The organism is Runella sp. R5_40 (assembly GCF_057652295.1).
This window is the reverse complement of the sequence record NZ_JBYFCH010000028.1, coordinates 34,118-55,568: the sequence shown is the minus strand read 5'-3', so window position 1 is coordinate 55,568 and position 21,451 is coordinate 34,118. Positions and strand designations below refer to the sequence as shown.

Here is a 21,451-nt window from a genome sequence, read left to right as displayed (position 1 = left end):
TACAAAGAAATGAAACGACATTTGATACCTATCAAAACTTATTTTTTTCGCCCTTCTACCATTGAGGACTCCCTAATCATCAGTTGGGTACTGAGTACAATCGTTTCGGCAACAACGGGTTGGTCGTTTTCAAGCTGTTTGAGCAAAAGCCGAACGACTTGCGCCCCCATTTCTTGAATTGGCTGGTTGACACTGGTGAGCGATGGCGAAAGATAAATGCAGGTGGGGTCGTTGTTGAAACTCACAATGGCTACGTCCTCAGGAATCCGAATTCCTTTTTGTTTAAAAGCATACATGGTTGCAAACGCAATGCGGTCGGTCATGGTCAGAATCCCGTCGGGTGGGGTGGGCAAGCTCATCATGTTGAGTGCCTGCATCATGGTGTTTTCTTGGGTAAAATCATTGTGAAAAACGTAGCGCTCGTTGTAGGGCAAGCCGTAGTGTTCGAGGGCGTCTTTGAAGCCTCGTAAACGCTCGTTGCTGATAAGTAAGTGCGGTGGGCCTGCCATGCAGCCAAGGCGTTGGCAGCCGTTTTCGATGAGGTGTTGGGTTGCCTTAAAAGCTGCTTCGTGGTTGTCAACGATAACCCGCGAGGCGTCGATGTCGGTTGAATAACGGTCAAAAATTACGAGGGGTACATTTTTTCGCTGCAAACGGTAAATGTGTTCAAAATCGCTCGTGTCGCGCGCCAACGACATAATCACCCCTTCAACTTGGCTGTGGAGCAGGTTTTGAATCTGAGCTACTTCCCGTAAATACGATTCGTTGGTTTGGCATACCACCACACTGTAGCCCGCTTGCATGGCTGCCTCCTCGATGCTGTTGAGCATTGATGCAAAAAAATGATAACTCAACGTCGGTAAAATCAACCCAATGGTTTTGGTGCGGCTTTTGACCAGGTTTTTTGCCAACTGATTGGGTTGGTAGTCCATGTCTTCGGCCAACTGCAACACCGCTTGTCGGGTTTCGGGGTGTATCTCGGGCATTCCGCGCAAAGCGCGTGACACGGTGGAGGCAGATAGATTGAGGGCGTTAGCAATGTCTTTGATCGTGACGGCCGTATTTTTATTCATTGGGTTTAGAGAAATATAATTTTTACAATATGCCACCCATTTTGGGTCCAAAAACCGAGGGACTTCAGGAAATGATACAGTTGGTAGCTTTAGTTTAAATATTTGATTTTTTTAAGTTTAAAATAGGTGTTGCAGAAAAACCGCAAACGTAACCGCAAACGTTTGCGGATGATATTGTGCAAAAATATGTTCAATTTTTGCGTTATTTCTTTTAGAAATGTGAATTTACTTATACTTTTAACATAAAGAAAGACAAAATAGCCCATTTATTTGCATAGATGATAAATGTAGGATAATCTCGTTGAATGGCTGTAATTTGTATTTTTTCAATAAATTCGTTATCCCTTTTTACGTTTTAATAAATCCATTACTTGAATGAAGAAAATCATTACCTGTGTTATGACTGTGCTGGCATTGTCGGCATGGGGGCAGTCCAAAATTGATGTAAAAAAAGAGTTTGAGTTTGCGGCCAAGCAGTACGAAGGAATGTTAGCATCTCACCCCGACATTACGAAGTTTCCCCAATCGACCAACCCCGACGGAACCCCACGCGACATGAAGTCGAGCTGGTGGTGTAGCGGATTCTTTGGAGGTTCTTTGTGGTATATTTATGAATTTAACAAAGCGCCTCAGTGGAAAGAAGCAGCCCACAAATGGACCATGGCCGTCGAACAAGAGCAGTACAACAAAGGCACGCACGATTTGGGCTTTATGATTTATTGCCCGTTTGGCAACGGCTATCGCTTGACTAAAAATGAAGCCTACAAACCCGTAATGCTGACGGGTGCGCAGTCGTTGGCGACACGTTTTGACCCCAAAGTAGGGCTGATTAAGTCGTGGAATAGCTTCAAAGGTGGGTACAATTACCCCGTGATTATTGACAACATGATGAACTTGGAGTTCTTGTTTTGGGCGGCGAAAGAGTCGGGCAACAAGGACTTGTATAACTTGTGTATCACGCACGCCGATAACACCATGAAACACCATTACCGCCCCGACCACAGCGCGTATCACGTTATCTGTTACGGGTCAAACGGCGAAGTATTGGCCAAGAAAAACCACCAGGGCGCGTTTGACGAGTCGTCGTGGTCGCGCGGGCAATCGTGGGGAATGTACGGCTACACGGTCATGTACCGCGAAACCAAAGACCAAAAATACCTCGACCATGCGCGTAATATCGCCGATTATTTGTTGAGCCACCCCAACATGCCTGCCGACAAAGTACCGTACTGGGACTACAACAAACCAGGGGAAGAGCGCGATGCTTCAGCAGGGGCGATTTTAGCGTCGGGCTTGTTGGAGTTGAGTACTTACGGAGGCAAAAATGCCAAAAATTACTACAACACGGCCGTCACAATTTTAGAAAGCTTGTCGAAGCCACCTTACAAAGCAGAGTTGGGCAAAAACAATCACTTCATTTTGCAACACAGCGTAGGACACAAGCTAGGTAATTCGGAGATAGATGTGCCTTTGGTATATGCTGATTACTATTACTTGGAAGGATTGCTCCGTTACCAAGCCTTGAACAAGAAGAAAAAATAGACGTACGTTCTACATGAAGCCAATAGAAACCTCATCGTCACAAGTGGATAGTCAGCTATGGTCCCAGTTGCAAAACGGGAGCGAATGGGCGTTGGGAAGGCTCGTCAAAAAATATTTCAATCCTTTACAAAACTACGGGTGCAAGTTTGTGCAGTCCGAAGATTTTGTAAAGGATTGTGTCCAAGAGGTATTCATTGAAGTGTGGCAACGACGCGAACGCCTCAGCACTCCCGTGAGTGTCAGGGCGTATTTGTTGAGTTCGGTACGAAAAAAAGTGCTGAGGGAAGGCTTTCGGCAACGAATTTTGAAGGATGAACAATATGAAATCGACACCATCTTGGATTGGCATTCGCAAGAGCTTCCGCACGAATGGGCGATTATTGAACAGGAAAACGTTGAATTGTTGACCCAGAAAATCACGATTCTATTGGATAAACTGCCCAAAAGGCAGCGGGAGGTTATCTATTTGCAGTTTTATCAAAACCTGAATCGAGACGAAATTGCGCAGATAATGGAGATAAACCCACAGTCGGTTTCCAATTTGGTACAGTCAGCGTTGAAAGTATTTCGTACCCATTGGCAAGTGATTCAGGTTTTGTTGGGAATAATTTTATTCCATTGACAGTTTTAAGATGTCAGGGCTACGCCCCTAGATTGTCAATTGTGTTGCGATTTTCTACGAAGATTTAGGGGGCTACGCCCCTGAAAATGAGGATGAAATATGAACGAAATTAGGGGCGTTAGCCCCGTAATCTTCCAGGGCTAACAACCCTGAAAACGAGGAGAAAATATGAACGAAATTAGGGGCGTAGCCCCGCAATCTTCGTAGAACGCGAGGCAAAAAAAATAAATAAAAAAGGGGCGTTAGCCCTGCAATCTTCGTAGCAAATATGTCAGGGCTAATGCCCCTAGCGTGTCAATAGGGTTTCGATTTTCTACGAAGATTTAGGGGGCTACGCCCCTGAAAACGAGGATGAAATATGGATAAAATTAGGGGCGTAGCCCCGCAATCTTCGTAGAACGCGAGGCAAAAAAATAAACAAAAAAGGGGCGTTAGCCCTGCAATCTTCGTAGCAAATATGCCAGGGCTGACGCCCCTAGATTGTCAATAGGGTTTCGATTTTTTACGAAGATTTAGGGGGCTACGCCCCTGAAAATGAGGAGGAAATATGAACGAAATTAGGGGCGTTAGCCCCGCAATCTTCGTAGAACGCGAGGTGTATAAAGGTAAACAATCTAGGGGCGTTAGCCCTGCAATCTTCGTAGTAAATATGTCAGGGCTACGCCCCTAGATTGTCAATTGTGTTGCGATTTTCTACGAAGATTTAGGGGGCTACGCCCCTGAAAACGAGGAGAAAATATGAACGAAATTAGGGGCGTTAGCCCTGAAATCTTCGTAGAACGCGAGGCAATAAAAATAAACAAAAAAGGGGCGTTAGCCCTGCAATCTTCGTAATGGCAAATACATATACGCAATTGTATATTCAGTTTGTTTTTTCCGTGCAAGGACGGCAAAACCTCATTAAAGAATCAATCAGAGATGAATTGGAGAAGGTCATGTGCGGCATTGTTACTAACCAGAAATGCAAAACATACGCTATTTATTGTAATCCTGATCACACTCACATTTTTGTAGGAATGCACCCAACTGTTTCTCCTGCTAAATTAATGGAACAGGTTAAATCAGGTTCATCAAAGTGGTTGAACGATAAAAAAAACATTGTTGGAAAATTTGCTTGGCAAGATGGATATGGTGCTTTTACCTATTCCAAATCACAAATTGACAATGTTGTAAAGTACATCCTAAACCAGTCAGAACACCACAAAAAACTGTCCTTTAGAGAGGAATATCTATTGTTTCTTGAAAAGTTTGAAGTGGATTACGACCCTAGATATGTATTTGAATGGTATGATTAGATATGCTCCTTTGGGCTACATCCATCCCGACACCTTTGTAAACCTTGTAAAAAAAATGAAGAAGAAAGGAGTATATTGGTTGGTTTAGCGCCATCTGATAGAAAAACATGCCTATTACCCAATGAATTATTACCGCTCGTATCAGTTAGAAGACTTTGCCCGTGACGAATCGTTTCGTCAGTGGGTGCTGGAACACGAGCCTAATAATACCCAATTTTGGCAACAATGGCTTGCCGAAAACCCCGACTGCCGCGAAAAAGTCCATTTGGCGAAGGCGTTTTTGTTGGCCTTAGAAGAAAATGAAACCAACTTGCCAGAGTTGGAATTAGACGCCATTACAGAGCAGATTCTCCAAGCTCCTCCGCAAACTTCGTCTCCGTTTTGGCAGTTTCCGCTGTTCCAATGGGCGGCTTCTATCATCCTGCTTTTGGGCGTGGGGTGGGGAACATATTCTTATTTTCGACCTAGTACCTTGGCGCTTCATGACAGCAAAACGGTCGTAGCTTTCAAAGATGATTATCTCGAACAGACCAATCAAACCGACCGCGTTCAGAAAATTTCGTTGCAAGATGGAAGTACGATTTCGCTCTATCCCAAGAGCCGAATTCGGTACCCACAGCCTTTTCGTGCCCAACTGCGCGAGGTCTATTTAGAAGGGAAAGCTTTTTTTGACATTACGAAAAATCCCCAGCAGCCGTTTTGGGTTTATACCGACTATATTTCTACCCAAGTACTAGGGACGAGCTTTATGGTTCAAGCATTTTCGGAGGCCGATGAGGCCAAAGTGGTGGTGAAAACAGGGCGCGTATCGGTTTATACCCGAAAAGACCTAGAAAAAGCCACAACAACCCAACAAGCGGTGAAAGCGGGAGTGGTGCTTACCCCTAACCAGCAAGTAGCTTTTTCGATACCCGAAAAACGCTTTTTGAAATCGATTGTAGAAGCGCCCGCCGCAGTTGTACAGACACCCGTTAGTAGCTATTCGTTTGAGGAAACGCCTGTTAGCCAGGTGTTTGATTTGATAGAAAAAACCTACGGCATCTCCGTGATTTATGATGCCAAAGTCCTCGAAAATTGCTTCCTGACGGCTACACTTTCCGACGAGTCGCTGTTTGATAAACTTGACCTTATCTGCAAAATCACGCATTCGACCTACGAAATCGTTGATGCTCAAATCATTATCCATAGCCGAGGGTGTAAATAGTATTTTTTTAAAAAAAAATTTTAAAAAAGCAGTATTTTAGGCTTCGGTTCGCCATCCATGATAAAACCACATATTTCATCATGGATAAAATCTACAACAAACCCAATTTCTGCTGGACGCTCATGAGGATTTCATTGACACAGCTGCTGATTGCAATCCTGTTCATGGGAGTATCTCACGCCCACGACGCAAGTGCTCAGGAAGCCCTGGAGCAAAAAGTAACCGTAAAGCTTGCCAACGAGGATTTAAAAACTGCCCTAGGCACCCTTCAACGAGCGACCAACGTGCGCTTTATCTACAATCCGCGAGAAATTAAAGTATCTCAAAGAATCAATGTAGATGCCAAAAACGAAAAGCTGAAAGAAGTGCTTGAACAAGTGCTCAACCCGCTTAAAATTGGCTACGAAGTGAAAGGCAAGCAAATTGCTCTCTTCAAAAAAGAAGTAAGCCTGCTGCCCATTCCGCAGCAAACGCCCAGTTTATTAACGACCCAAGTGCTCGACCAAGGGGTAACGGGAAAAATCACGGACGATAAAGGCGAAGTGCTTGTAGGCGTGAGCGTACAAGTAAAAGGCACAACGCGTGGCGCTACGACGGATGCCAATGGAGGCTATCGTTTGTCGGTGCCTGACGGGAAATCAGTGTTGGTTTTTTCTTACATTGGGTATATCAAACAAGAGATTGTGGTTGGTAATCAGAGTATTATCAACGTTAAATTGTCGGCCGACGACAAAAGTTTAGAAGAGGTTGTCGTGGTAGGATACGGTGTTCAGAAAAAAGTGAACATGACGGGTGCCGTTTCGACCATTGATTCAAAAGCGATTGAAAACCGCCCTTCGAGCAACTTGGCAACTGCCATGCAAGGAACGTCACCTGGGTTGATTATTCAACGTACGACAGGGCAGCCTGGTAGTGAAGGTGTCAGCATTCAGATTCGGGGAGCAACGACGGCCAACGGAAGCGTGGATCCTTTGATGATTTTGGACGGGGTGGCCGTGCCCATTTCGACACTCCAAACCATGAACCCCAACGACGTTGAAAATATCAGTGTCTTGAAAGACGCCGCCGCCGCCGCTATCTACGGTGCACAAGCAGCGGGTGGGGTGATTTTGGTGACGACCAAAAAAGGAAAATCGGGTAAGGTAACGTTTGATTACCTGTCTCAGTTTGGAACCGATTGGTCAATCAACGTACCTAGTCGGATGTCGCTGTTGGAAGAAGCGGAGTTTTCTAACCTCGCCCGCAAAAACTCAGGCAGTGGCCCAGAGTACTCAGATTTTGATTTGGAGCAGATTCGCAACAACGTTCCGTATGTTGTTAACCCTGCGGATACTTCGACTTACTTGTTTTACAACCAAGAGCCGTTGACCAACCAAGTATTGAGAAAATACACCTCAATGCAAACCCATAACCTGACAGTACGTGGTGGAACCGACAAGCTCAATTTTATGCTTTCGGGTGGTTTTTACGGTAAAAATGGGGTATTTAAAGTGGGGCCTGATAACAACGAACGTTACAACCTTCGCCTCAATTTAGGAGCAAAATTGACCGAAAAACTCTCACTTGATGCGCGGGTTGCTTATACAGGTGAACGTACCAAAACTCCCGCAGCCGATGTAAACGGGGGCGGCTTGTTGTACCAAATCTACCGTTTGCGTACTCGTACACCGTTTTTTACACCTGAAGGTCGTTACAACGGAGCGGGTTCGGCCGCTACTGCCTATGCCACCATGGAAGCAGGAGGGTACAACAACCTTTTCAAGAACTTCTTCGATGGAACATTTACCCTTCAGCACAGCGGTTTGGTCAAAGGCTTGAATCTTCGTGCGGTGGTAGGAACGCAGTACCGTCGTGGCGATAGAAACCGTTTCAACCGTACCGTTCCACTTTGGGGACGTTCACGGATTTTGAGCTACCTCAACCAAGTCAATTCGTACGAAATCACCAACGAGTTGACCAAAAATACCAACATTCAGTTGCTGGCTAACTACGATTTCAAAATCGGGGCGAAGCACAATTTTGGCCTTTTTGCGGGTTATCAGTGGGAGTCGTACCGCTACAGTCAGGTCTTCAACCGTGCTAGTAACTTAGTGAGTAACGACCTTCCTACCCTCAACTTAGGCGACGAAAAAACGAAAGTCAACAGTCAGGCAATTGCTACGAATGCGTTTCAGTCTATTTTTGGACGTTTTAATTACAATTACGCCGACAAATACTTAGTAGAGGCCACGCTTCGTCAAGACGAAAGTTCGAAGTTGGCGCCAGGAAGCCGCGTGAAAGTCTTCCCATCGGCATCTTTGGGTTGGAATGTACACCGCGAGTCTTGGTTTGGAAATAGCCTCAGCTTTATTTCTGAATTGAAACTCCGCGCTTCTTGGGGTCGCCTTGGTGGTGCGTTGGGTAACACCATTGGCAACTACGATTACCTCAACCAACTTTCGCAAGGGTCGGCGTTGGTCTTGGGTGATTCTCGGGCTACGTATATTTTCCAAAACGCCATTCCTTCGGCCAACCTTTCTTGGGAAACCATTGAAACTACCAACGGAGGCGCAGATTTGGGCTTCTTCCAAAACAAACTTCAAATCACAGCAGACTACTACGTAAAATACAACCGCAACATGCTTACAGCACAGTTGTTGCCATCGACGATTGGTATCAACACGCCTCGTAAAAACAACGGTGAGCTAAAATCGTGGGGATGGGAGTTAGAGGCGCGTTACCGTGGTACTGTTGGCAAAGAGTTTAACTACAATGTGTCGTTCAATTTGTCGGACAACAATAACAAACTCATTAGCTTCTCGGGGCGTAATATCGTCGGAATGGGAACCAACGGAACCATTGAAAATTACCCACTTAACTCTATTTGGGGGTACCAAACGGCGGGTTATTTCCAAACAGCTGACGAAGTAAAATCTTGGGCGTTTCAGGATAGCCGCGCAGGTGCTGGCGACGTAAAATACATCGACCAAAACGGTGATAGCCGCTTGACTGTTGGACGTGGAACCACCGAAGATTACGGCGATATGGTTTTCTTAGGAACCACCAACCCACGCTATTTGTACGGCGCCACCTTTGGTTTCCAATGGAAAGGATTTGACTTTTCGGCCTTCTTCCAAGGCGTAGGAAAACGTAGCTACCGCCCAGTTACAGAGTCTATCGCACCTTTGTTGGTGACTTGGAAACAAGCCCTCGGCATCCACCGCGACTATTGGACACCAGAAAACCCCAATGCCACCTATCCTCGTCCGTTTATCGGAGCTACCCACAACTATTTGTCGTCGGATAAATGGGTGTTGAACGCACGTTATACCCGCTTGAAAAACATTCAAGTAGGATATACCTTGCCAAGCCGCTGGACGGAACGCCTCAAAGTAGCACGCGCTCGTTTCTTCTTCTCTGGACAAGACTTGTTTACCATCTCAGGTTTAGGAGTTTTCCAAGGATACTACGATCCTGAAACCCGCGACAACGTAGAAAACGACTATCCTTTCTTTGCTACGGCTTCGGTGGGTTTAAACCTCTCGTTTTAAGCATTGTACTTCAAACAAAGGTGGTATCTATTAAATTGAAACAACATGAACAAGACATATTCATTTCTTACCAAAAAAGTAGCAATAGCGGCGGTGTGCGGGCTGACTTTCCTCTCGGCCTGTGACGTGACCCGCCTTCCCGAAACGTCGATTAGTGACGAAACCTTTTGGCGCTCGGAAGCCGACTTGAAGGCTGCTGCCAACTACTTGTACACATTTTTGCCTGCCTTCAACAACGAAGATAACTGGTCGGACGATGCCACAGGATTGACCGTTAGTAACATTAGCGATGGCACACGTTTGGCTCCTGCCACCGACGGAAACTACAGCACCCCGTATCGTTTGATTCGGGCGGCTAACAACATCGTCGAAAAAGCACCCCGTGCGAGTTTGGCGGCGGCCATTCAAGACCGCTACGTGGGCGAAGCCCGTTTCTTCCGTGCGATGGGGTACTACGATTTGTTGCGCAAGTACGGAAGTGTGCCATTGGTTTTGAAGACATTGACCGACGAGTCGGCCGAGTTGAAAGAACCCGCGGCTACCCGTGACCAAATCATCGAGCAGATTTACCAAGACTTGGATTTTGCGGCATCTAAACTTCCGACCCCTACCGTGTTAGGAACGGCAGACTATGGCCGCATTTCTAATACAGGGGCGTTGGCGTTCAAAGCACGCGTAGCATTGTTTGAAGGAACTCGCGCTAAATTTCACAAGTACGGCGACCCCAACAAACACTTGACGTTGGCTTACAACGCGGCGAAAGCGGTGATTGACAGCAAACAACACGATTTATACACGGGAGGGTACTTCAACTTGTTTCAGTACGCGGGTGAAGGCCGTGCCAATCGCGAAAATATCATTGTAAGACAATACGGGGTATCACAAACCGACCGCGTAGTGACGCATACTTACTTCCGTGGAACCGTTGAAAACGGAAACCTAAACCCTACCAAAAGCCTGATTGATTCGTACTTGATGAAAGACGGCTTGCCAACGTCGAAATCGCCGCTTTATACGGCTCCTACGACAACGGTAGAAGTTTACCAAAACCGTGATACGCGCATGAGCGATACGTATATGAAGCGCGGTGACTCGTGGATTGCTACGTTTCCTGTGTTCAACGTGCCGAGTTTGGTGTTTGCCAAAACAGGGTTTACGTTCCGTAAATATTCGGACATCAACGATTGGAACAACCAAGCATCAACGATGGACTACATGATTTTGCGCTACGCCGAAGTGTTGTTGATTTATGCCGAAGCTCGCTTTGAGTTGGACGAAAAAATCAGCGATGCAGATTTGGAATTGAGCCTCAACCGTACCCGCGCCAGAGGCGGTTTGCCAAAATTGACCAACGAGTTTGTGACAAAAAATGGCTTGAACATGCGTGATGAAATCCGTCGCGAGCGTCGTGTGGAATTGGCGCAAGAAAGTCACCGTTACTGGGATTTAAACCGTTGGAAAATGGCAGAAACCGAAATGCCCAAACCAATTTTAGGAAATTATTTCTTTAAAACAGAGTTTGGAACGACGGTTCAAGTAAACTTAACCCCCGATAACTATATCCAAGTGCAAGCGGCAAGTTTCCGTAAGTTTGACCCTGCCAAAGATTATTTGTGGCCGTTGCCGATCAACGAGTTGGCGTTAAACCCATCTCTAAAACAAAACCCAGGCTGGTAACTAGGTGGGTCGGGTCAAGTGGTAAGGGTTGCTCACAACCCGACTCACTGTGTGGAAGGTTGCTCACAACCCGACTAATGCGCTTGATTCGTGTGGAAGGTTGCTCACAACCCGACTAATGCGCTTGATTCGTGTGGAAGGTTGCTCACAACCTGACTAATGCGCTTGATTCGTGTGTAAAGCCCTCTCAGCAAATGATGTTGGGGGGGCTTTTGATTGATACGTTTATCAAATTTCTACTAGCCGTGAGCAATTTGTATGTCCCGCACCAACAAACTACGGTCAAAATGGAATTGAATAAAGCTGACCGCCCCGTAGCCGATAAGTTGATAAAGTAGGAAGAGCGATGCGAAAAATAGTTCTACTTTTTTGTCATTTTTGAAGCTTGTAGTGAAATGAAAAAGTAAAAGCGCAAAGATAAATGCTAGGATTCTTAAAAAATTGTCCCAGCCACTGACCAATTGAATCTCCATGCGGTCGGTGGCTTTTAGGTGAAAATCGTGTTTTTTCTTGAAAAACCCCCACGATTGAACCGCCACGTGGACATACTGCTCGCGCTGGACCAGGTCATATTCGATAAATTCGTGGTTTTGAAGCGTTCCAATTTCGATGTCGTCCAAGTAGACTGTAAGAGGAAAAAGGTTCATCCACCAGTGGGTGCGGCGCGTAATAATAAAATGGGTTTTCATCGATGGCTGAATTTTATCGTAAAAATTATCAGATAACTAAGTTAGGAAATTACCTGCTTCATCTTGAAGTAATGACGAAAATCTTTTTCACCTTTTGTACATCCCTATGAAATCTATCTTTTCCTCCGCACGCTTGGTTGCTTACCTATTGTTGATTCCAGTGGTTTCCCAATTCTCCTTTACAACGCCAACGGCCAAAGAAAAAGAAAACTGGATTAATCTTTTCAACGGCAAAGACATTAAAAATTGGACGGTCAAAATCCACCACCATGAGACGGGCGACAACTTTGGCGAAACCTTTCGGGTGGAAGATGGCATCATAAAAGTGCGTTACGACAAGTACGATAAATTCAACGAACGCTACGGGCATTTGTACTTCAATACGCCCTATTCGTACTATCATTTGTCGATGGAGTACCGCTTTACGGGCATTTGGCGCGAAGACGCTCCCGATTATACGAAACTCAACAGCGGAGTGATGTTTCATTCGCAAGACCCCCGCACCATGCCCAAAGAACAAGATTGGCCGATTTCGGTAGAAATGCAGTTTTTGGCTGGGCTAGGCGACGGTAAACCTCGTCCCACGGGCAACATGTGTTCGCCTGGCACGGACGTTATTTTTAAAGGGGTGAAAGACCCACGTCACTGCATCAATTCGACCTCTAAAACGTACCCAAAAGAAGAATGGGTAAAAGCCGATTTGATTGTGTTGGGTGATTCGTTGGTGCAACATTTTATCAACGGTGAAAAAGTCTTGGAATACGCAAAACCCCAAATTGGAGGAGGAGTAGCCAACCGTTTTGACCCTGCCCAAAAAATTGACGGAAAGCCCCTCAAAGAAGGCTTTATCGCCCTCCAAAGCGAAGGACAAGAGATAGACTTTCGTAACATCAAACTCCTCAACTTGGAAGGTTGCAAAGATCCTAAATCAAAAACTTACCGCAGCTATTTTGTCAAGAATAACCCTGCTTTGTGCCGTTAACTCCCTTTTCGTATGAAGCGCATTTGGATTTTCTTTGGTTTAATGAGTTTTTCTTGGGCGGTATCGGCGCAACAGTCGCCCAGCCCAGGGTTGTTGTATAGGTATATTTCAATCACTCAAGGAGGCAGCAATCCCGATGCAAATCGTGTAGAATTACGTTCTGACATAGATACCAGTTGGACCCGTTGGAAAGAGCGCGGGTATAGCTTTGGTTTCAACCCTTCCCTAACTCCCATGTACACCACCGTGAACGGCATTCTTTCCACGCCCTACATGATTCAAGTACGTGGAAATGCCGAAGAGCGAAACAAAAAACGCTGGGGATACCATGTATTTGAGGGCTATGCCAAAGACGATAAGTCGCGGATAACGATGCTGGTCAATAAGCACATCGAGGAAGAACGCCCTGTGGCAGAGTTGTATTACTACGGAACGGCCTACAATCATTCCGAACAAGCATACAATTGGTTTAAAATTGGCTCGGATGTTCGACAACATTCATTCCTTTTTGGCCGCGACAAAGCCATTTTTTACGGTTCTCTTCGCCTGACCAACGCATTTACACTAGGCAATATCGGCAAGGAAGATTTACTGGCTGAGAAGCCACAAGGCGACGACGAAAATGTATATCAATCGGATGCTAAATACGTAAATTTCAAAGAGTTGAAAGGAAGTGGCGATGGTACAATGTTTTATGACAAAGACAACAAAATCGTAGTCATAAAGATTGATGGTAAATGGATGAAACTCAACGTGGAACCATTGCCTGCGGGGGTTGAATACAAGTTTTAAGTAGTTGAGTATAAATACGTTGTTTATTAAGTTTCTTTATAATTTACCCGCAGATTTACGCTGATTCTAAAACCGCAGATTTTGGGTGATTAATTCGGCTAATGAGCTTATCTGCTGTTGCGCCTCTACCGAGGCTACTTTGAATTATTCTAAAATTTTTGATTGAATACTTATATGAAATTGCTTGTTTCTTTCTGTTTGTGTTTCCCGCTCGTGTTTACAGGATGGGCGCAGCGCTTGCAACGCTACCAACACGAAACTTTTCCCCAAATCGACTCCGTCATCAACGTCCCCTACGGCGAAGCGCGAAACGTTAAAGGTGAAAACGAAAAACTCTTGCTCGACGTTTACAGCCCCCACGGCGATACGCTCCGCAAGCGCCCGTTGGTGGTGTTTGTCCACGGAGGAGGGTTTACGGGAGGAGATAAAAAGGTAGGGTATCCGCTGTTGTTCAGCTATGGATTGGCCAAAAGAGGCTACGTCTGTGGTTCTATCAACTATCGGCTGGGTGTGGAAGAACCCAAAAACGATAAAAGCTATTTCGAAGCCATGTACCGCGCGGTGCAAGACACCAAAGCCGCCATTCGTTTTTTTAGAAAAAATGCTGCCCAGTACGGAATCGACACGTCCCAGATTTACCTCATGGGAGGCTCGGCGGGAGCCATGACCGCCCTGCACGCCGCGTATTTGGACGCGAAAGAAGTACCTGCCTACGTCAATACCGAGCGCTGGGGAAAGTTGGAAGGCAACAGCGGGAATGCAGGGTATTCGTCGAAAGTAAAAGCCATCATCAATTGCTGGGGAGCGATGGTCGATTACCGTTGGATTCAGAAAGGCGATATTCCCAATTTCAACGTTCATGGCGTGGCCGATAAACTCGTGCCGAGCGATTCCTCTTTGTCGTACAACGGCTTTAAGTACGGAAGTCAGGTCGTTTTTGAACATTCCTTGGCTTTGGGCATCGCCACGGGAATACGTCTGTACGAAAACACGGGCCATACCCTCGACAACGACAAGACCAAACAAACCCAAGCCCTCGAAGAAGCGGGGTATTGGTTGGCAGCTCAGCTCAAAGGCAAGCTGAACGTCACGCGTTTTGAGAACGAAATTCTCGCTTTTGAGCAAGCCGATAAAACCGAAACTTACACCAACAACGCGATTTTGGTGACGGGAAGCTCGTTTGTGCGTTTGTGGAAAAACATCAAACAAGACCTTGCCCCGCACGAAATCATCCACCGTGGCTTTGGTGGCTCCACGGTGGCCGAAATGGCGTATTACATCCCTCAGATTTTGGGGAAACATCAACCCAAAGCGGTTGTGATTTATACGGGTAGCAACGACCTTGCCGATTCGCCGCTTGACAAAACGCCTTTGCAAATTCTCGAAACCTACAAAGTGGTTGTGAAAAACATACAGGCTAAGTTGCCCAACGCGGCTATTTATTGGATTGCGATTTCTCCCAACGAACGCCGCTGGGGAGTGCAAGATAAAATTTTGGAAGCCAATGCGTTGTTGAAAAATTATTGTGAATCGACGCCCAAGCTGCACTACATCGAAACCATGCCGCAGTTGTTGGGGAAAGATGGTAAATACCAACCCGAATTGTACATTGGCGACAAGCTGCATTTTAACGAAAAAGGATATGTAGTGTGGAAAAACGTAATCGGGGGCGTACTTAATCGTGATTTTGGTAAGAAATAAGCGTTTTGTCATTAAATTCGCAAAATGACTAAACCCGCTTCTTCACCCACGCTTTCTCGTCAGTTGGGGCTGCTGAGCCTCACCGCGACGGGGATTTGCTCCATGATTGGGGCCTCCATTTACATTGTGCCCATCATGATTCAGCGCAACGTACCTGGCATTGGCCCGTACGTATTGCCTGCGTTTTTGTTGGCAGCCGTGCCAGCGTTGTTGGCGGCCTTTGCCTACGCCAGTTTATCGTCGGCCATGCCCCAAGCGGGCGGCAGTTACGTTTTTGCCAGCCGAGGCTTGCATCCGTACTTGGGCTTTGTGGCGAGTTTTTCGCAGTGGTTTGGCCTCACGATTGTCATTGGGGTCATTTGCTACGTTATTGTGCCGTTTTTTAGGGACATTACCAATGCCCTCGACTGGATCAACGCCGCTCAATGGCTCGAAACGGGCTGGGTACGACTCACGTTGGCGCTGGTGTTGCTGTGGACGTTTGTGGGAATAAACATGCGCGGGCTGGCGTTTTACGAACGTACGCTCATTCCGCTCATGGTGCTGATGTTTGTGCTGGGAGCCATCGTCATTGTGGCGGGTTTTTACTTCAATCATGCTGATTTTGTCGCGGCTTTGGCTGCAAAAGAAAACCGAGAGATTTCTATTTCGAGTGTGGCTACGTTTGACTGGCGCACGTTTTTGTCGGCAGGTGCGGTGTTGTTTGCCAGTTTTATCGGGTTCGACTCCATCGCGCAGGCGGGAGGTGAAGCCCAAAACCCCGAGCAGTTGCTACCCCGTGCCATTGCCTTGGCCGTACTCATCGTAGGCTGCTTCTACTTCGTATTTACAGCGGCCGTTTACCACGCTATTCCGTGGCAGTACATCGCCGAAGAAGCCAGTAAAAAAGACATTTCTGCCCCTGGACTGTTTAGTATTTTATTGTCTCCGCAGTGGGGTGTTGTCATTTTGATAGGAGCCACCATTGCTTTGGTCAACGACCTGCCTGCCATGTTGCTATCGGTTTCTCGACTGCTTTTTGCGTGGGCCGAAGATGGTATTTTCCCCAAAACCCTCGCCGACATCGACCCCCACACGCACACGCCCAAACGCGCCTTACTACTGAGCGGAGGCATGGCTACGATTGGGATACTAGGAAGCCATTTTGCGAGCGATTTTTTCTTAGGAATTGACATTATGGTGACCAGCATGTTGGTCAATTTTTTATTGATGTGCATTACGTTATTGACCCTTCCCAAACGGAACCCTGCCATTGCACAACGCATCAAAGTACTGGCGTCGCCTATGCTTCGTCGTACGCTGGCGTGGGCAGGGATTGGATGTTTGGTGGCGTTTTTGGGAATACACGTCTGGAAAGACCTTCAGGCGTCGGTAGGAGCTTGGTATTTTCACTCTACCTACGTGTGGCTTTTGGTGATGGGAGTGGCCTCGCTGATTTATGTTCGCAGAAGGCCGCTGATTGACAACGATTAACGATACAAACGAATGCAGACTTTAGTAACCCCCGATTTTCAAACGTCCAACGTCATAACGGGACTTTGGCAAATTGCTGACATGGAACGCGATGGACGTTCGTTGGATTTGGACGAGGCCGCACGGGCGTTGGTGCCGTACGTAGAAGCAGGTTTTACGACCTTCGACATGGCCGACCATTACGGTTCGGCGGAAATCATTGCGGGGATTTTACACAAAAAATACCTTCCCAAAGACTCGGTGCAACTGCTCACCAAATGGGTGCCGACGCCAGGGAAATTAACCAAAGAGCAGGTGCGCGAAGCGGTACAGACTTCGCTCCAACGAATGCAGCTCGACACCCTCGATTTGCTGCAATACCACGCTTGGAACTACGCCGACCCCGCCTGGCTCGACCAGTTGTTTTGGCTGCAAGAGTTGCAAGAAGAAGGGCTTATCAAACACCTCGGTTTGACCAATTTTGACACCGCGCACTTGAAAATGGCACTGGATAGCGGCATCAAGGTGGTGTCCAACCAAGTGTGTTTTTCGCTGCTCGACCAACGGGCGCAACGCTTTATGCTGGACGTGTGCCAACAATACGGCGTAAAATTACTGGCGTTTGGGACGGTAGCGGGTGGTTTTTTGAGCGAAAAATGGCTGGAAAAACTCGAACCAACCCAAGAGAAGTTGGCGACGTGGTCGCAGATGAAATACAAACGGTTTATTGACCAAGCAGGGAGTTGGGAACAGTTTCAACAACTGCTTTCGACTTTATCGACCATCGCGCAGCGGCACTCGCTGGACATTGCCAACGTGGCGAGTCGCTACATCATGGAGCAGCGCGGCGTGGGTGGGGTGATTATTGGGGCACGGCCCAGCCAAAGTGAGCACATTCGGTCGAACCGCCGTTTGTTTGAATTCCAACTTTCGCAGGAAGAAAAAGCTCAAATTGACGCTGTTTTGGGATTACTAAACCCTATTCAGGGCGATTGTGGGGACGAATACCGCAAGCCGCCCTTCCTCACGGCCTCGGGCGATTTGAGCCACCACATTGCGAGTTTTCCCGCGCCTTATGCCACCAAAACGGGTCACGACGGGCGCACTCACGCCCTGAGCGGGACGATTTGGGAAGACATTGCGGGCTTTAGCCGTGCCGTAAAACGCGGCAACAACATTGTGATTTCGGGTACGACGGCCACTCACGGCCACCGCGCGATTGGCGGCAACGACCCCGCTTCGCAGGCTCATTTTATCATCGACAAGCTGGAAGGGGCGTTGCAGTCGTTGGGGGCGAGGTTGGAAGACGTGGTTCGGACGCGCATTTTCATTCGTAACATCGACGATTGGGAACCCATTGCCCGCGCCCACGGGGTTCGGTTTGCGACGATTCAACCCGCCAATACGATGGTGCGGGCCGATTTGATTGGCGACGAATACTTGGTCGAAATGGAAGCCGAGGCGATGATTGAACCATAAAATGGAAGGAAAACGGAAGTATGACGAACGATTTTAACACCGCTTGGCGCAAAACGGCCTCGACCATTTACCAAAAACCCAACGATTCTAAAATTTTTGGGTCGGTGGAAGTGGACATTACGGAGCTGGAACAGTACATCCAACAACAGCGCAAAGCGGGAGTAAAAATCACCCTTACGCATTTTTTTCTGCTGGCCACTGCCCGCGCCCTCCGCGACGAAGTTCCTGAGTTTAATACCTACGTCAAACGCGGCACCATCGTACCTTTTCCGAGCATCGACGCCACGGTGAGTGTCTTGATGGCCAACGGTGAAATGGGGTCGGTAAAAATGCAACACATTGACAAACATACCCTTGCGACGCTGGCCGAGGCGTTGCGGCAAGCGATTCAAACAGCGCAAAAGGGCGACGACAAATCTAAAAAACAGAAAGAAACCTTAGCGCGTATTCCGTGGCCCTTCCGCGACTACGTCTATCGCCTGATTCGGTACGTGACTGTGCGCTTGGGGTGGACGATTCCTAGTTTGGGGCTGTCGGCCAATAATTTTGGCGCGTTTTTTCTTTCTAACATCGGCAGCATTGGGTTGGACATGGGCTACCCCGCCTTGTTTCCCTCGGCCAACGTTTCGTTTGTGTTGATTTTAGGGGGCGTTTCTCAAAAACCGTGGGTGGTAAACGGGCAAGTCGTTCCCCGCACGATTCTTTCGCTGGGTGCTGCCCTCGACCACCGCGTGGTGGACGCCTCGCACGGCGGAAAGTTGTTTAAATACCTCAAAAAAATGATTGCGAATCCGAGTTTGCTCGAACGCTAATGGGTAACCAAGCTACGCCTATTTGTCACCTCGACGAAGGAGAGGTCCAACACCCACCGCACAACACCTACTCCTCCTCAACAATTTTTAAAAAACTTTTAGGAATTAGGCAGTTAGTTTTGAATTCAACTAATCTTTGGGATATATTTACAAAGCGACATACGCCTTTGCTTTTTCGACCTCATTGGCTTTTCATACGTTTTGGGTGGAATCGGTTTGCCCGTGAAATAGGTGAGATTTTTGGGGCGATAATAGGTATGTAAAAAGTTAAATTAAATGTTTTAATAATACAAATAAATACAAAAAGTACTACAAAACTTTCGGATATTTGGGAGTTGGTGGTAATTGTAATGACAACTCTAACATATTGACAATTTTATTATGAAATTACAAATTGAATTTTGGGTTTTAGAAAAAGGTTATTCAAATAATATTCGAAAACTCTTTAACGAATCAGTAGTTTGTTATCGAAATGGTGCGTATAGGGCATCACTAATTTTTTCTTATATTGGTTTTTTGACAATCATAAAAGAAACAATAATTAAATCGCAACGTCCAATTTTATTTACTGAACCAGAGTGGAATTCAATTATTTCAAATATCAACAATGACGAACTTTGGGAAAAAGAAGTTTTTGAGATATTAATTAGAACTAAAAAGCCAATTTTTCTTTTGACGGAAGACTTAAAACTACAGTTAAGATTTTGGAAGGATAGAAGAAATGATTGTGCACATTTTAAACACAATGAAATTGAAAGTCATCATACAGAAGCCTTTTGGAGTTTTATAAAAAGCAATATTCCTAAAATGACTGTTGAAGGTGGAATGGCAACACTTTTAAACAAGTTTGATGAACATTTTGACGACACTAAAACACCGACAAATGCAGACTTTACTCATCTTGTAAAAGAAATTGAAACAAGCGTTTTGACAAGTAATCTAAATGATTTCTTTACAGACCTAAAAACGAGAATTGATGGGAGAAGATGGTGGTATGGCGACTCTGATACATTAAAAGTTTACTCAAAAATCTTAGATGTTGCTGACGCTAGAACACAAGAAGCATTAATAGACTATCTAAAAGAAGAAGAACGAGATATAAAATTTTTAAACGTTTATCCAGACAAAGTAAATCAACTCAATTATACCGTAAGCGAGATTAGAACTATTTGGAAAACTAGAATTTATAATAAATCATTAGCTATAAATCCATTTAATATATTTTCAGGTTTATTAAGACACTCTTTAATTCCTAAAGAACAAATTGAAGAAGCTAACAAAGAAATTTTTGCTCACTTTAGTCAAACAGACTATCACAAACTTCCAGAAAGTAAAGACATTGACACTTTGAAAGCTAACAGCTTTTTTGATACTATTTTTAAAGTCGCTATTTTTGAAAAAGATTTGAACGATTTTATGTGGGTAAACAGCAAGTGTGATTTAATTATTTCATTTATAGAACATTTTCCTTTAAACGCACAAATCGTGAAGTGTGTTTTTGAAATGTCGCAACGAGCAAATCCATCTCAATGGTTAATACGAGAATTAAAAAAATCTTTTTCTAATATGCCAGACTTAAAAACTCAGTTTCATAACATTGCAACAAGTAACAGCATAGCTATTCCGACAGAATTTAGATAGATTTCAAGTTAAGAAGAGTACAACTACCACCAACAAAAGGTTTGGCAATAGCGTGGCAGATGAATTAAGCATCAACTTTTATAATGCTATTTTCCTTTCATCACGGGCTCGACAGAACGCTTTTGGTCTTTTATGCAATCAATCAACAACATCACTATATTTGGCTTCAGTTCCAGCGTGACGAAACGCAAAAGCCACGCCATCGCCAAGCCTCGAACGTAATACGCAAATTTATGAAAGTGACAGACCATTATAAAAAACTAGGACAGGATGCCATTGAGATAATTGAAAAGTCAATGGCTAATGAGGATTTGGACTTACTATCATCCAATCACGCTTTTCTTCATGACTTTGCAATTTGGCTAGATGTATTACAGGATAGACCTGAAAGTAGTATTTTAAAAAATGCAATTAAGGAGTATCAACTTGCCCTATTAAGCAATAATCAAGGTATGTATCAGCAGGCGTTTATGGGTTTAAGATTTTTTCTTGAAAGAACCTTTGTTGCTATACTATTTTCAGCAAATGAGATTGAATTAAATCTATGGAAAATAGGTGAACGAGATACATATTGGAATGAAGTTGCAAGTATAGACAAGGACAACAAGCAAATTCAAGGAATCTTTTCACAGAAATTTTGTAAAGCCTTTTTTCCAGATTTAAAGAATGAACTTAATCACTTCTTCAACATAACTACTAAAGTATATCGTGAGTGTTCTGAATATGTACATGGAAACAAAAGTGTGATAGATAAAATACCAGATAAACTTAAATACTCAAAAGAATTATTTTACGAATGGAATGTGAAAGCAGATATTATCAAAAGGGTAATTCTATTCGCATTTTGTTTAAGATATTTGAATCAATTAAATCCCGAAGAAATTAAACAAATCTCTGTAACTGTTTCTGAAGAATTCAAGTCATTGCAACAAATTTCAGAGAAAATTAAAATTTAAGAAT

16 protein-coding genes are annotated in these 21,451 nt (G+C 45.3%); 14 read left to right on the top strand and 2 right to left on the bottom strand.

Annotated elements, in window-relative coordinates; all coding sequences use genetic code 11:
• Positions 1-38: 38 nt before the first annotated feature.
• Complete coding sequence (locus AC23N5_RS28290) at positions 39-1,073, bottom strand: LacI family DNA-binding transcriptional regulator (RefSeq protein WP_487758103.1); 1,035 nt, start codon at positions 1,071-1,073, stop codon at positions 39-41.
• A gap of 375 nt (positions 1,074-1,448) precedes the next feature.
• On the opposite strand from AC23N5_RS28290, the gene AC23N5_RS28285 reads away from it, so the two are divergent.
• The 6 genes from AC23N5_RS28285 to AC23N5_RS28260 all read left to right on the top strand — a co-directional run bounded on the left by AC23N5_RS28285 (position 1,449) and on the right by AC23N5_RS28260 (position 10,943).
• Positions 1,449-2,615: a glycoside hydrolase family 88 protein gene (locus tag AC23N5_RS28285; protein ID WP_487758102.1), complete on the top strand. Its 1,167-nt coding sequence runs from the start codon at positions 1,449-1,451 to the stop codon at positions 2,613-2,615.
• Positions 2,616-2,628: 13 nt separating this feature from the next.
• Positions 2,629-3,237, top strand: coding sequence for an RNA polymerase sigma factor (locus tag AC23N5_RS28280; RefSeq protein WP_487758101.1), 609 nt, complete (start codon positions 2,629-2,631; stop codon positions 3,235-3,237).
• Positions 3,238-4,070: 833 nt separating this feature from the next.
• Complete coding sequence (tnpA, locus tag AC23N5_RS28275) at positions 4,071-4,532, top strand: IS200/IS605 family transposase (RefSeq protein ID WP_487758100.1); 462 nt, start codon at positions 4,071-4,073, stop codon at positions 4,530-4,532.
• Positions 4,533-4,653: 121 nt separating this feature from the next.
• Complete coding sequence (locus AC23N5_RS28270) at positions 4,654-5,736, top strand: FecR family protein (protein ID WP_183971554.1); 1,083 nt, start codon at positions 4,654-4,656, stop codon at positions 5,734-5,736.
• Between the two features lie 80 nt (positions 5,737-5,816).
• Positions 5,817-9,266 carry a TonB-dependent receptor gene (locus AC23N5_RS28265; protein WP_487758099.1) on the top strand — a complete coding sequence of 1,150 codons (3,450 nt, stop codon included), beginning with the start codon at positions 5,817-5,819 and terminating at the stop codon, positions 9,264-9,266.
• Positions 9,267-9,311: 45 nt separating this feature from the next.
• A complete protein-coding gene (locus AC23N5_RS28260) occupies positions 9,312-10,943 on the top strand; it encodes a RagB/SusD family nutrient uptake outer membrane protein (protein ID WP_487758098.1) in 1,632 nt (543 codons plus the stop codon).
• Between the two features lie 239 nt (positions 10,944-11,182).
• Here AC23N5_RS28260 and AC23N5_RS28255 read toward each other — a convergent pair whose 3' ends face one another.
• A complete protein-coding gene (locus AC23N5_RS28255) occupies positions 11,183-11,632 on the bottom strand; it encodes a hypothetical protein (RefSeq protein ID WP_487758097.1) in 450 nt (149 codons plus the stop codon).
• 106 nt (positions 11,633-11,738) lie between these two features.
• On the opposite strand from AC23N5_RS28255, the gene AC23N5_RS28250 reads away from it, so the two are divergent.
• The 8 genes from AC23N5_RS28250 (at position 11,739) to AC23N5_RS28215 (ending at position 21,447) form a co-directional block, all read left to right on the top strand.
• Positions 11,739-12,614 carry a 3-keto-disaccharide hydrolase gene (locus AC23N5_RS28250; protein ID WP_487758096.1) on the top strand — a complete coding sequence of 292 codons (876 nt, stop codon included), beginning with the start codon at positions 11,739-11,741 and terminating at the stop codon, positions 12,612-12,614.
• Positions 12,615-12,626: 12 nt separating this feature from the next.
• On the top strand, positions 12,627-13,406 hold the full coding sequence (locus AC23N5_RS28245; protein ID WP_487758095.1) for a hypothetical protein: 780 nt from the start codon (positions 12,627-12,629) through the stop codon (positions 13,404-13,406).
• A 174-nt stretch (positions 13,407-13,580) separates the two neighbouring features.
• Positions 13,581-15,107: a DUF459 domain-containing protein gene (locus AC23N5_RS28240; protein WP_487758094.1), complete on the top strand. Its 1,527-nt coding sequence runs from the start codon at positions 13,581-13,583 to the stop codon at positions 15,105-15,107.
• 24 nt (positions 15,108-15,131) lie between these two features.
• Complete coding sequence (locus tag AC23N5_RS28235) at positions 15,132-16,580, top strand: APC family permease (RefSeq protein ID WP_487758093.1); 1,449 nt, start codon at positions 15,132-15,134, stop codon at positions 16,578-16,580.
• Positions 16,581-16,592: 12 nt separating this feature from the next.
• Positions 16,593-18,038, top strand: a complete 1,446-nt coding sequence (locus AC23N5_RS28230; protein WP_487758092.1) for an aldo/keto reductase — start codon at positions 16,593-16,595, stop codon at positions 18,036-18,038.
• A gap of 20 nt (positions 18,039-18,058) precedes the next feature.
• Positions 18,059-18,850 carry a 2-oxo acid dehydrogenase subunit E2 gene (locus AC23N5_RS28225; RefSeq protein ID WP_487758091.1) on the top strand — a complete coding sequence of 264 codons (792 nt, stop codon included), beginning with the start codon at positions 18,059-18,061 and terminating at the stop codon, positions 18,848-18,850.
• Between the two features lie 381 nt (positions 18,851-19,231).
• Positions 19,232-20,491 (top strand): hypothetical protein, encoded by a 1,260-nt coding sequence (locus AC23N5_RS28220; RefSeq protein WP_487758090.1) that lies wholly within the window; start codon positions 19,232-19,234, stop codon positions 20,489-20,491.
• 233 nt (positions 20,492-20,724) lie between these two features.
• Entirely contained in the window at positions 20,725-21,447 is a 723-nt protein-coding gene (locus AC23N5_RS28215; RefSeq protein ID WP_487758089.1) for a hypothetical protein, read from the top strand.
• Positions 21,448-21,451 lie beyond the last annotated feature (4 nt).